Origin of the sequence: Pseudomonas sp. SDI (genome assembly GCF_003105155.1) — a bacterium.
Lineage (GTDB): Bacteria > Pseudomonadota > Gammaproteobacteria > Pseudomonadales > Pseudomonadaceae > Aquipseudomonas.
The window spans coordinates 29,553-42,823 of record NZ_QETK01000011.1 but is presented as its reverse complement, the minus strand read 5'-3'; the positions used below and the strand labels follow the sequence as shown (position 1 = coordinate 42,823).

At 62.5% G+C, this 13,271-nt stretch carries 9 protein-coding genes; 6 read left to right on the top strand and 3 right to left on the bottom strand.

Annotation, left to right across the window (positions count from 1 at the left end; genetic code table 11):
- Positions 1-35: 35 nt before the first annotated feature.
- Entirely contained in the window at positions 36-1,997 is a 1,962-nt protein-coding gene (gene acs / locus DCO48_RS09355) for an acetate--CoA ligase (protein ID WP_116550324.1), read from the bottom strand.
- Between the two features lie 417 nt (positions 1,998-2,414).
- Here acs and DCO48_RS09350 point away from each other — a divergent pair, with 417 nt between their 5' ends.
- Positions 2,415-2,675 (top strand): DUF2790 domain-containing protein, encoded by a 261-nt coding sequence (locus DCO48_RS09350; RefSeq protein WP_116550323.1) that lies wholly within the window; start codon positions 2,415-2,417, stop codon positions 2,673-2,675.
- A gap of 328 nt (positions 2,676-3,003) precedes the next feature.
- Positions 3,004-8,076, top strand: a complete 5,073-nt coding sequence (locus tag DCO48_RS09345; protein WP_165840756.1) for a deaminase domain-containing protein — start codon at positions 3,004-3,006, stop codon at positions 8,074-8,076.
- Between the two features lie 2 nt (positions 8,077-8,078).
- Here DCO48_RS09345 and DCO48_RS09340 read toward each other — a convergent pair whose 3' ends face one another.
- A complete protein-coding gene (locus DCO48_RS09340) occupies positions 8,079-9,635 on the bottom strand; it encodes a sigma-54-dependent transcriptional regulator (protein WP_116550321.1) in 1,557 nt (518 codons plus the stop codon).
- 275 nt (positions 9,636-9,910) lie between these two features.
- On the opposite strand from DCO48_RS09340, the gene phhA reads away from it, so the two are divergent.
- The 4 genes from phhA (at position 9,911) to DCO48_RS22950 (ending at position 12,645) form a co-directional block, all read left to right on the top strand.
- Positions 9,911-10,699, top strand: a complete 789-nt coding sequence (phhA, locus tag DCO48_RS09335) for a phenylalanine 4-monooxygenase (RefSeq protein ID WP_116550320.1) — start codon at positions 9,911-9,913, stop codon at positions 10,697-10,699.
- A gap of 43 nt (positions 10,700-10,742) precedes the next feature.
- Positions 10,743-11,099, top strand: coding sequence for a 4a-hydroxytetrahydrobiopterin dehydratase (locus DCO48_RS09330; protein ID WP_036994257.1), 357 nt, complete (start codon positions 10,743-10,745; stop codon positions 11,097-11,099).
- Complete coding sequence (locus DCO48_RS09325) at positions 11,099-12,289, top strand: amino acid aminotransferase (RefSeq protein ID WP_116550319.1); 1,191 nt, start codon at positions 11,099-11,101, stop codon at positions 12,287-12,289. The genes DCO48_RS09330 and DCO48_RS09325 overlap by 1 nt, the downstream gene beginning before the upstream one ends.
- A gap of 224 nt (positions 12,290-12,513) precedes the next feature.
- The gene (locus tag DCO48_RS22950; protein ID WP_256584046.1) at positions 12,514-12,645 is read left to right on the top strand and encodes a hypothetical protein; all 132 of its coding nucleotides are present in this window, start codon (positions 12,514-12,516) and stop codon (positions 12,643-12,645) included.
- A gap of 146 nt (positions 12,646-12,791) precedes the next feature.
- Here DCO48_RS22950 and arfB read toward each other — a convergent pair whose 3' ends face one another.
- Positions 12,792-13,205, bottom strand: coding sequence for an alternative ribosome rescue aminoacyl-tRNA hydrolase ArfB (gene arfB, locus DCO48_RS09320; RefSeq protein WP_116550318.1), 414 nt, complete (start codon positions 13,203-13,205; stop codon positions 12,792-12,794).
- Positions 13,206-13,271 lie beyond the last annotated feature (66 nt).

Sequence of the window (13,271 nt, the reverse complement as noted above, 5' to 3'; positions counted from 1 at the left end):
GCAATGGCGGGACGAGTCGTCCCGCGATGCTTTTTTTAGGCCGACGCCTTCTCCATATCCTTGTGCGTGTCGATCAGGTGTTGCACCACCCCTGGATCCGCCAGCGTCGAGATATCGCCCAGGCCGTCGTACTCGGCGGTCGCGATCTTGCGCAGGATGCGCCGCATGATCTTGCCCGAACGGGTCTTCGGCAGCCCCGGGGCCCACTGAATGACATCCGGCGAAGCAATCGGACCGATCTCCTTGCGCACCCAGTTCTTCAGCTCCAGGCGCAGCGCCTCGCTCGGCTCCTCGCCACCATTGAGGGTCACGTAGACATAGATGCCCTGCCCCTTGATGTCGTGCGGCACACCCACTACCGCCGCCTCGGCGACTTTCGGGTGGGCAACCATCGCGCTCTCGATCTCGGCAGTGCCCATACGGTGGCCCGACACGTTGAGCACGTCGTCGACCCGGCCGGTGATCCAGTAGTAGCCGTCCTCGTCGCGACGGGCACCGTCGCCGGTGAAGTACATGCCACGGAAGGTCTTGAAGTAGGTATCGACGAAGCGGTCGTGATCGCCAAACAGCGAACGCGACTGGCCCGGCCACGAATCGAGGATCACCAGGTTACCTTCGGCCGCACCGTCGATCAGGTTGCCGAGGTTATCCACCAGCGCCGGCACCACACCGAAGAACGGCCGGGTCGCCGAGCCAGGCTTGAGCGCGGTCGCGCCTGGCAGCGGGCTGATCAGCACACCACCGGTTTCGGTCTGCCACCAGGTGTCGACAATCGGGCAACGCTCCTTGCCGACAGTCTTGTAGTACCAGTTCCAGGCTTCCGGGTTGATCGGCTCACCCACCGAGCCGAGCAGACGCAGACTTGAACCGTCGGCACCGGCAACCGCCGCCTGCCCTTCGGCCATCATCGCGCGGATCGCGGTCGGCGCGGTGTAGAGGATATTGACCTTGTGCTTGTCGACGATCTTCGACACGCGGGTGATGTCCGGGTAGTTCGGCACGCCTTCGAACAACAGCGTGGTCGCGCCATTAGCCAGCGGGCCGTAGACAATATAACTGTGGCCGGTCACCCAGCCGACATCGGCGGTGCACCAGTAGACTTCGCCCGGACGGTAGTCGAACACCCGCTCATGGGTCAGCGCGGCATACACCAAGTAACCGCCGGTGGTGTGCAGCACCCCCTTCGGCTTACCGGTGGAACCGGAAGTGTAGAGGATGAACAGCGCTTCTTCGGCGCCCATCTCTTTGGGCGCGCAATGGCTGGAAGCAACCTTCATCAGGTCTTCGTACCAGATGTCGCGGTGCTGGTGCCAGGCGATGTCGCCACCGGTGCGCTTGCAGACGATGATCTTCTGCACGCTGCTGGTTTCCGGGTTGGTCAGCGCCAGGTCGACATTGGCTTTCAGGGCAGTGCGGCGACCGCCACGCAGGCCTTCGTCGGCGGTAATGACGATTTTCGACTTGCAGTCGATGATGCGCCCGGCCAGGGCTTCCGGCGAGAAGCCACCGAATACCACCGAGTGGATCGCACCGATGCGGGCACAGGCCAACATCGCCACCACAGCCTCGGGGATCATCGGCATGTAGATGGTGACCACGTCACCGCGGTGCACATCCTGACCACGCAAGGCGTTAGCGAATTTGCAGACCTGCTCGTGCAGCTCGCGGTAGGTAATGTTGCGGTGCTCGGAAGGGTCGTCGCCTTCCCAGATGATTGCCAGTTGATCGCCACGCTCGGCCAGGTGACGGTCCAGGCAGTTGTAGGAAACGTTCAGAGTGCCGTCGGCAAACCACTTGATATCGACATGGTGATCGTCGAAGGAGGTCTGTTTGACCTTGGTGAAGGGCTTGATCCAGTCGAGGCGCTGCGCTTGCTCGCGCCAGAAGCCGTCCGGGTTGATCACCGACTGCTGGTACATGGCCTTGTAGGTCGCCTCGTCAGTCAGCGTGGTGGCCGCAACCTCGGGACGAACGGGATACAGGGGAGCCGCACTCATCTTTGTTACCTCGGTGTAATAGTTGTTTTTGTATGACCTCGTTTTAACTGTACCAGAGCGATAAAGACCATTCGACGTTGGTAGTAACAGCTGCGACTTTTCGCCCACCCCTCTAGAACACCAGCTCTAGGACGGGCGTCTCAGATCGGAATCGGCAGAAAAATTAATTTCCCCCCGGGCAAAAACCACGATTGTTACAGTTTCTGCCAACAGTGTTTATCAAAACCCACTCTGTTTCAGCCGGACCCGGCTGCCTAAAATTCACCTCGCCAGCAACGGCAACGCGATCAACTTCCGCAACAGCCCCCACGAAGGCAATTAGTTGTTAATAGCGTGCACACACCAACGACACCGTGATTTACACGCAGCGTCATAAGCACTGCGTGCCCCTTACGACCTTAGACAGGTAAATTAAAGATGAAAGCTTTACTGGCATTGGTACTCGGTACTGTTTGCGCTTCGGCCCTGGCCGATGAAGTTGCAAATACGTCGGCCGAGCAGATTCCGGTTGAACAGTACAGTTACTCGCAACATCTGGATATCGCCAAAGTCATTTCCATGAGCGAAATCCCGAATGTCTGCGAAGTGGTTCCGGCCCGCATGACCTACGAAGATTCGCAGGGCCAGAAACACATCCTCGAATACCGCGTCATGGGCAACGGCTGCTCTAACGGCTGATCCCTCAAGGCCTGCGCTTCCTGCCCGTCCGCACGAAGCGCGGCGTAAATATCTAGCGCCTGCGACCACGCCCCGCTCGTAATACTCGCCCGCTCTCCCGCAGCACGAGCCCAGGCGAATGTCCCCTTCAAAACCCACGCTTCTGCATACCCGCTTAATGCAACTGAGCGATGAAACGTTCCTTGCTCAAGTGTTAATTGCCGTGTCGATAAGTGCCGAGTCTGACAACACACTCGATCACACTATTCCTGCGACTCCGGACATACCTGCCAGCGCCCCTGCCTCAGCGTATCTATATTTCCAGGCAGCACGCCTGACACTTCGGTACTTGCTCGGCGACGATATCACGTTCCCTGGCAACGCCGATGTACCGTCGCGCAAACTGCTCGACCTGTATTGCAGTCGCGCCACCCATGAATTGATTGCCGAGCTACTGGAAGTTGCTCCGCAGGCTATCGAACCGCGCCTGGTACATGCGTTTTTTGCCCGCCTGGCCTGGATCGACGATGCGCCGATCACCTCGCCTGAAGCCCGGCTCCAGCTTGAAGACTTGCTCTACCGGACGTCCCCCCTAAGCAATCAAGCCTCGCGGCTTGGTACAGGTGAATTCTCCGAACTGGGCAGCTTGCTTGAACCGGTTCCCGAAGACCTGCAGATGTGGATGTTGCAATTCAAGCACGGCCTGCACTGGGAGGCCGCTGCAGAGTGGCTGACACACTGCCCCATCGGCGCCTTGCAGCACGGACTGAGCCGCTGCGAACCGAACCCACCACAGAACGCACTGGCCGCACTGGCAAGCGTGATCGAACGCCTGCTGCCCAGCGCAGCCGACTATCGCGACAGACCGCTGGCCGATTCGCTGGCCCGGCAATTGCCCGCCGAAGCGACCCAGCAGTTCATCCACCAGTTGATCCTGGCCAGCCTCGGCAATGAGCCGGTCGGGCAAGCGCGGCAGATCGAGTGGAGCCCCTCCCTGGACGCGACCACCTGCCGCCAGTTGTTCACCCGGCTTGCCCTCGCCACCCTGGGCGCCAACGACGAGCCCTGGCTGGCACTGGCCCTGCACATGGCCGCCCAGGCGCCTGAAGTACAAGCCTTCTCCTTCGCCACCCAGTTGATCCGGCGGCACCCGCAACTGAGCAGCCAGTGCTGCCTGCGGCTGGGTTCGCTGCTGCTGACAAATACAGCGCAACAGAGCGCCCCACCCCTCGAACCGTTATCGAGTGCCCAAAGGCTGTGCGAGCAGCTCCCGGCATTTGCCGAGTGGTGCCCGTACACCTCGCCCGACGACCTGTTCGGCGCGATCGGCCTGACGCTGCTCTGCGAAACCAGCAGCGGCAACCAGCAACTGCGCGTCCCGGCTCATGAGGCCTGGCAAGCGATGATGCAGTCCTGCCATTTCGTCCCGCTGTTCCAGCCCTTGCTGCGCAAGGTTGGCTGGTACGCTGGCGATCATGACCAGGCCACCTCCCCGCGCGCCACCCAGGCGCTGGCCGCACGAGCGATCAGCGAGCGCTTTCTCGGCCCCTGGCAGCGCTCGGCGCGTTCGATCGCACGGGACTTTCGCGACCGCTGGGCGACCGAACTCAGCCACCAGGAACTGCTGGAGCAGATCGACCGGGAAATCGTCGAGCGCAACCCGGGCATTTCGCCCGCCGCCGCCCGCCTGCTCGAATACCTGCTGCTGCGCGACATGGCTCCGGAGCTGCTGGTCAACCGGGTGCCTGGCTGGCTCTACTATGGCCGCTCCCTGCAAAGCGTTGCCTTGATCCATGGCGCCAGGCTACTCGAAGCCATTTTGCCGGGCGCGGCCTGCCACGCCGTGTTTGATGAACTGGTTGCCTTGCCGCGAGCACTGAGCAGCAGCCAGGACCCGGAGATCCGCCGGCTTTGGAGCCAGACGCTGATCATCCCGGCCCTGCGCTACGCCATCGCGCACGACGCGATCGGCAGCGTGGCCGAACGCGACCTGCACACCGCCAGCAGCACACAGATCGAGGCCGCGCTCGCCTTCCTCAAACGGCAGCAGGAGGCATTCTCCAGTGATGCCAAACAACTGAGTGCGAGCGTACCGGATCGCCAGCGTCTGGCCGAAGAACAACTGAGCCAGGCCGGCGTTAACCGGGTCTACTGGAACAAGCGCATTACCGGCCATGAGACATGGGCCTACCTGCAACGCTGCGGCCTGGAGAAGTCCTCACGCTATGCCTGGGACTTCGTCCGGTCAATCCCCGGCAGCAGCGGCGACTATGGCTCGCCCAGCCCGCCGCCCATCACCATGAACCTGCTGCAACTGGTCACCATGGGCGACATCTACCGGACCGGATTGCCGACGGTGCCTGAGCTCTACGACAGCGCGTTCCGCGCCTACCAGGCCAGCTGGCTGCATACCAACAGTCGCATCATCGGGCGCCTGCTCGAGGAACTGCCGGCACGCCATCGCGCCCGCCTGCATGCCGCCACCTGCGAAGCCAACCTGGTGACCTTTGCCAGCAAAACCAGCGACAACGGCCTGCTCCTCCGCTGCCTGAGCGGTGACCACCGAGAGGACTTCGACGAACACAACGCGGCCTCCGAACATTACTTCGAGATCATCCCGGGCGCCGGCATCGTCCGGCCTTGCCAGCAGCAGTTCCACTACAGGGTGGAGCCCACTGGCGGCTTTAGCGGTAACCTCGGCGAAACCATCGCACGCCTGCAACGGTATGAGGACGCCAAGCGCCGGGCGCGGCAGACCCCCTTACTCCCCTTCGACAGCGATGCCTACCTGACAGGAACCCCTTCGCGCCGCCAGCCGTTCAACACCCCGCTCAAGGGCACACTGATACCTGCCGCCACGCAGGTATATGGCGCCGAACAGGATGAGCGCGCGTTTCTGCTGACGCTGGCAAAGGCTGCAGCCGCTCACCTGTACGAGACGCCGCTGACAACACTTCGGCAAGCCCATACCCACCCCACCACCTGGGAAGAACTGAACAACCAGGACAAACAGGTCGGCACCCTCATCGCCCGCCTACTGCTGCCGCTTTACGGCTGCATCAACGACCTGGCCGACGGCGATCACTCTGTCGGCGTGATTGCCGGCTGCGTGGTGGACACCCTGGCCGTGCTGATTCCCACCGGGGTATTTGCCCGCTCCATCCTCAACATTGTCAAAAAAGCCGGCAAACTGACCTTTAGCGCCACGTGCAGCGCGATGACCGGCGCCCTCGGCGAACTGGTTCTGGGCCTCGCCCGACAGAGCCCGGCAATGATATTCAAGGACCTGGCACGCGGCTTCTTCTGGCTGTCGCGCAATACCTGGACGCTGCTGAAAGACCTCAGCGGCACCTGGCTCAACAGGCTGCTGCACAAACTCCCGTTGCTGCGCCTGACCGGCGATGGCAAATACTGCCTACCGCCGGCGGCATTGCATGACTGGCTCGACCTGCATGAGCTACAGACGCTGGCCAACGTCGACGCAACCGCGAATGTGCTGGTGCACAACCTGGCCACGGCCGAACGTTCCAGCTACCGGTTACTCGACCCGCACAGCAACAAACCTTTCGGCCCGCTGCTGGTGCCCGTTTCACCTGCGGAACCTTCGACGCTTACAGCACTGAGCCACGCCAACTGGCTCGGCGCAGGCAGCTACCCGGCCCATATCGCCTATGAGCTGTCCCCCCGCGGCACCCTCAGCATCGCGCTCCCGGCAGAGAGCGTCGTACACCTGCGCTACAAGGGGCGGGGCGTGTACGACATCGGTATCGATGGCCATACCTATCGCCTAGACACCACCCGCAGCGACAGTTGCCTGACCCGGTTGTCCGAAGCGCCAGTCGGCGACCTGTCGACACTCGAGGAAGAGACCATGCTTTGCCGGCCGATACGCGAGCTGACCGAGCCTGACCCCTGCTCCGCGTTCACCCGCCTGGTCAGCACCCCCATCGAGGGTCTACCTTCGGTCGACAGCTCGCTGAACCTCGGCCGCGAGGCCGGCCTGGCCTTCGAATGCCGGGAGTTCCATCTTGATCGGCGGCTGATCGCAGCCTCGGCAGAGACCGCCGAGCGCACCCTCGACGTGTTCGTTCACGAGGAAAAGTTCTGCAAATGGGACTACCAGATCATCCCCGCCAGGGGGCGCCGACGCGCGACCCTGTCGCCCCACAAGAAGATCATCCCGCTCAACGCCGAGGAACGCGCAGTGCTAGGGCTGCCCGAGCAGCCACGCTACTTGCCGCAGATCAGCGGGCGCATGTCGGACAAACGCAAGTTCGGCTTGTTGCCAGACACCAGTGCAAACAAGGCGAAACTGCTCAACCCGCAAATACCGACCGTGGAACTGGACAGTATCGTCGCGGGCGTTGCCGACAAGCGCATCCTGCGCGGCGTGCGCTACGAGACGGGTGGCCGCAACGTCATCTATGTCGAAGTCGACGCGGGGCATTTCTACAAGGCCGTGCAAGGCCCCGGCAGGCTTACCTTCGTTCCGGTTACCGATATCAGCGAAATCAACGAATACCTGCGTCTGTCCGAACAGTTCCGCTTTGTCACCGAACGCCCTTACAACCTCAAGGACCGGGAAAACATTGCCAAGCTGCTGTTCAACGTCGCCGTGCACAAGAACGACCCGGACATTAAGACCTGGGTACTGCACTCGGCCGGCAGCAAGGACTATGCGAGCTATGCGCAGTGGTGCAGCGCGAGCCAGGCAGAAAACCGGTTTCTGCACTTTGCGGAAAACATCCTTTCTTCGGAAAGCAGCCAGATCAACCTGATCGAGGAAGCCAAGTCCATCATTCCCGACTGGCAACAGGTGGGCGGGCGCTCATCAGCCGAGCGCCTGCACATCGCCGGCATCCTCAACAACCTGTTTCCCGTTCATGCCGGCAAGGTGCCATGGCCGCACCTGAACTTCTCTAGCCTCAGCAACGCCACAGCCAGCGCCGAGGTCATCGGCCAGCAGCTCAAGGGCAGCAACCTGGCGTATGCCGCGATCCGCACCAGGGCCGGTGAGCACTATGTGGTCTACGCGCTGTCCGGCGGGCAAAAGTACAAGAACCTGCACCTCAAGCCCCACCTGCCTGGGCAGACCAGCAGACGCCTGGGCAATGTGACCTACATCGACGCTGGCGCGCTGATGCACGGCCGCGCGCCAGACCCGGACTTCACCGACCTGCCGGTGCTACGCAGCAGCGACAGGCTGCATGTGGTCGAGCATGATCGGCGAGTCGATTCGGAACGCCTGATCGCCACGATCATCAAGGAAACCTTTGCGCAAAAGGACATCGCCACCCTACAGGTCTTCACCCGCTACAACACCTGTCGTTCCTGCGGTGGCGTGGTCCTGCCGCAACTGAAGATCGAGTTTCCCGGCAGCGACTTTTCCGTGACCTACCTGCAGCACTACGACGCCTGGTAGCGTCACTCGGCCTTGCCCACACCATACTGGCGCAGCTTGTTGGCAATCGTCGTGTGCGACACGCCGAGTCGCTTGCCCAGGGCGCGACTGCTCGCATGGTCGACGAGCAGCCGCTCCAGTACAGCCTTTTCGAAGCGGCCGACGATCTCCTCAAGCCCCCCCTCCAGGGAGAACTCGCCCAGCGGCTGGCGCCCGCCGTAATCCGGCAGGCGGATATGCTCCGGCTTGACCACGCCGCCCTCGCACAGGGAAACCGCCTGGAACAGCACGTTCTCCAACTGACGCACGTTGCCCGGCCAGTGGTATTGACTCAACCGCTCCAGCACGGCCGGGGCCAGCCGCGGCAAGGCACAGCCGATCTGCCGGCTAGCCTGGTCGAGGAAGTGCTCGACCAGCGGTGCCAGGCCATCGAGGCAATCGCGCAACGGTGGAATGTGCAGCGACAGCACATTGAGCCGGTGATACAGGTCCTGACGGAACTCACCGCGCGCGCACAACTCGGACAAATCGACCTGGGTCGCGCAGATCACCCGCACATCCAGGTACACCTCTTCGTCGCTGCCGACCCGCCGGAAGCAACCATCCTGCAGGAAGCGCAGCAGCTTCACCTGCAAGCGCGGGCTCATCTCGCCGACGCCGTCGAGGAACAGCGTACCGCCGGCGGTCAACTCCAGCAGGCCCAGCTTGCCTTCGGCACGGGCCCCCTCGAAAGCGCCGGGGCCATAGCCGAACAGTTCGGTCTCGGCCATCGACTCGGGCAAGCCGGCGCAATTGAGCGCCATCAGCGGCGCCTGGCCGCGCGGGCTGGCCAGGTGACAGGCGCGGGCCAGCAGTTCCTTGCCAGTACCGGTTTCGCCCTCGATCAGCAGCGGTGCATCCAGCGGTGCCATGCGTCGCGCTTCGCGCACCACTGCGGCCATCACTTTCGAGCTCTGGAAGATGCTGTCGAAACCGCGCAGCTCCTGTTTGCGCACGTTATAGATACGCTCGCCGATACGATCGGCGCGGTGCAGCGTCAGTACCGCGCCTGCCAGCGCTTCGCTGTCGTCGTGCTCAGACTGCAACGGGGCGATGTCGGCGAGGAACACATCGCCCTTGACCTTGACCCGCAGCCCATTGATCCGCGACTTGTTCGCCCGCACCAGCTCGGGCAGGTCGAAGTCCTCGGCGTAGCGCGATAGCGGAATGCCCGGCACCTCGTCCACGCGCACCCCGAGCAACTGCGCCGCCGCGCGGTTGGCCGCGACGATGGAGCCGCCCATGTCGATCGACAGCACCGGGAAATCCAGCGCGCCGAGCAAGGCATTCAGTTCCATGTGCCGACGCTCGCTGGGCATCAGCCCGACCCGCTTGACCCCGAACACCCCGGTAATCGCCTCGAACTTGGGTCGCAGTGCCTGGAACTGCAGGTTGATCAGGTTCGGGCAGTGCAGGTAGATGGCATTGCCGTGGTCGCCGCCGACTTCGCCACGGGCCACGTTGATGCCGTACTCCACCAACAGGGTGAGGATGTCCCGCAGAATGCCGATGCGGTTCTGGCAATGCACTTTGATACGCATGAAAGGTCCTACAAATAGGCTAAACAGAGGAACTATCTGAATAATCGTCCGAATTTTCGTAAAGAATACGTTACAAAATCAGCCTTTCACAGTCGCGAATGTCGCCTATATTTCAGAAGCCCGGCGGATTCGTAAAATTTGCGTTACAGATTTCACCCGCCAAAGCGGCTGGCGGCGCTCCTGCGGGTAGTGCGCCGGGCCGTATAACCGGCTATCTCTAGGGCCATGGCTTGTGCCACTCACATAACAAAAAAGGCCCTCACCAGGAGAGCAGCATGAAACAGACGCAGTACGTGGCCCGCGAGCCCGACGCGACAGGTTTTATCGACTACCCGGCGCATGAACATGCCGTGTGGAACACCCTGATCACCCGCCAACTGAAAGTGATCGAGGGGCGCGCGTGCCAGGAATACCTGGACGGCATCGAACAGCTGAACCTCCCCCACGACCGCATTCCGCAGCTCGCTGAAATCAACAAGGTGCTTGGCGCCACCACCGGCTGGCAGGTCGAGCGCGTCCCGGCGCTGATCCCGTTCCAGACCTTCTTCGAACTGCTGGCGAGCAAGCGTTTCCCGGTGGCCACCTTCATTCGTACCGAAGAAGAACTCGACTATTTGCAAGAGCCGGACATCTTCCACGAGATCTTCGGCCACTGCCCACTGCTGACCAACCCCTGGTTCGCCGAATTCACCCACACCTACGGCAAGCTGGGCCTGGCAGCGACCAAAGAGCAGCGCGTGTACCTTGCCCGCCTGTACTGGATGACCATCGAGTTCGGCCTGGTCGATACCCCGCAAGGTCGCAAGATCTACGGCGGCGGCATCCTCTCCTCGCCGAAAGAGACCGTCTACAGCCTGTCCGACGAGCCCGAGCACCAGGCCTTCGACCCGCTCGAAGCCATGCGCACGCCATACCGTATCGATATCCTGCAGCCGCTGTACTTCGTGCTGCCAGAGCTCAAGCGCCTGTTCGAACTGGCCCATGAAGACATCATGGGCATGGTCCAGCGTGGCCAGCAACTGGGCCTGCATGCGCCAAAATTCCCACCGAAGGTCGCCGCTTGAGCGACCCTTGCAAACCAATAACAAACTACTTGCGGAAGAACCTATGAACGCCTTGAACCAAGCCCACTGCGAAGCCTGCCGTGCCGATGCCCCACAGGTCAGCGACGAAGAACTGCCGGTACTGATCAAGCAGATCCCGGATTGGAACATCGAAGTCCGCGACGGCATCATGCAGCTGGAAAAAGTCTTCCTGTTCAAGAATTTCAAGCATGCCCTGGCCTTCACCAACGCGGTCGGTGAAATCTCCGAGGCCGAAGGCCATCACCCAGGCCTGCTGACCGAGTGGGGCAAAGTCACCGTGACCTGGTGGAGCCACTCGATCAAGGGCCTGCACCGTAACGACTTCATCATGGCCGCGCGTACCGACGAGGTCGCCAGCACCGCCGAAGGTCGCAAGTAATGCACTTCGGCGCGATCGCGCGCGTACCGGGCGACCCGATCCTGGGGCTGATGGAGGCGTATGCCAAAGACAGCAACCCGAACAAGTTCGACCTCGGTGTCGGCGTGTTCAAGGACGCCCAGGGCCTCACGCCGATTCCAGCTGCGGTCAAGCAGGCCGAACAGCGCCTACTGGCCAGCCAGGCCAGCAAAAGCTACGTCGGCGGTCACGGCGATGCGGCCTTCCAGCGCCTGATCAGCGAGCTGGTGATGGGCGGCGAATCGTCGCTGATCGCTGCGCAACGGGTCGGCGCCACGCAGACCCCCGGTGGTACCGGCGCGCTGCGCCTGGCTGCCGAGTTCATCGAACAGTGCCTGCCGGGGCGTGGTATCTGGCTGAGCGACCCGACCTGGCCGATCCATGAAACGATCTTCGCCAGCGCCGGGCTCAAGGTGAACCACTACCCTTACGTGGGTGCCGACAATCGCCTGAACGTCGCCGGCATGCTGGCTGCGCTGGAAGCGGCACCGCTAGGCGACGTGGTACTGCTGCACGCCTGCTGTCACAACCCGACTGGCTTCGACCTGGCGCAGGCCGACTGGCTGGCAGTGCTGGAGGTGGTGCGGCGGCGCGAGCTGCTGCCGCTGATCGACTTTGCCTACCAGGGCTTTGGCGATGGCCTGGAAGAAGATGCCTGGGCGGTACGGCTGTTCGCCGAACAACTGCCTGAGCTGCTGGTCACCAGTTCCTGCTCGAAGAACTTCGGCCTGTACCGCGAACGTACCGGCGCCCTGCTGGTGTGCGCGCAGGATGCCCAGAAGCTGCTGGATGTACGCAGCCAACTGGCCTTGCTGGCCCGCAACCTGTGGTCGACGCCGCCAGACCATGGTGCGGCGGTAGTCGCCGAGATTCTCGGCGATGCGGCGCTCAAACGCTTGTGGGTCGAGGAAGTCGAGGCCATGCGCCAGCGCATTGCCGAGCTGCGGGTCGGCCTGGTGGCGGCCTTGGCACCGCATGGCTTGAGTGAGCGCTTTGCACACATTGCTGCACAACGCGGAATGTTCTCCTACACCGGGCTGTCACCGGAGCAGGTCAAACAACTGCGAGAGCAGCACAGCGTGTACATGGTCGGCACCGGCCGGGCCAACGTCGCCGGCGCCGATGCGGCACGCCTGGCGCTGTTGGCGGCGGCGATTGCGGACGTCTGCTAAAAGCATCGCGGGACGCACCCGCTCCCACAGGAACGGCATTCGCCGAATCCTTGTGGGAGCGGGCGCGTTCCGCTATCCGGTGCTAACACCCCACCAGCACATTCCCGCCAATCGGCAGGAAAATTCATACTGTCATCCAGACTCCTGTATCCTGCCCGAGCTTTCCTGAAGCCACGCGCGCCTTGCGCAGCCTTTCCACCTTTAAACTTGCGAGGAACGACGAGATGCATGAAATCCCGAATCTTCCCTTCCCAAGCCTGAACCACGCCGAGCAGGCCCCTGCTCCCCAGAGCGCCGAGCCAGCCCAAGCGGCTGACACCCAAGGCGACGAAAACCCCAGCGCCGACCAGGAATAACCGCGCCGTACAGGACGTGTGAAAACCGCGCTAACAGGGGGCTCCCCCACTCACGGGTTTTCACACGGCTCCAGCCCCCTGCCAGATTTCATCAGAACCGGTCGATTTGCCCCGGCCTTCCTGCTCGCGGCGCATGTTCACGACATTCAGTAATCGATCTTGCCGCGCCCAGCCTTGATCGCACCGCGCTTGCTCTTGGTATCCAGCCGTCGGGTTTTCGAACCCAGGGTCGGCCGTGTTGGCCGGCGCGCCTTCTCGACCTTGGTTGCCGCCAGGATCAGCTCGCGCAGACGCTCCAGGGCATCGCTGCGATTCTGCTCCTGGGTCCGGTACTGCTGGGCCTTGATGACCACCACGCCGTCGGCAGTAATCCGGCTGTCGCGAAACGCCAGCAGGCGCTCCTTGTAGAACGCCGGCAGCGACGATGCCTGGCTGTCGAAGCGCAAGTGCACGGCACTGGAAACCTTGTTGACGTTCTGCCCGCCCGCACCCTGGGCGCGAATCGCGTTGAGCTCGATCTCGTCGTCGGGAATGTGCACTGCATGGGAGAGGATTAGCATGGGCCTGGCTTTGAAAAGGAGCAGGCGCACAGGATACGCCGGCCATCCGGTAAAACCAAAAAGCCC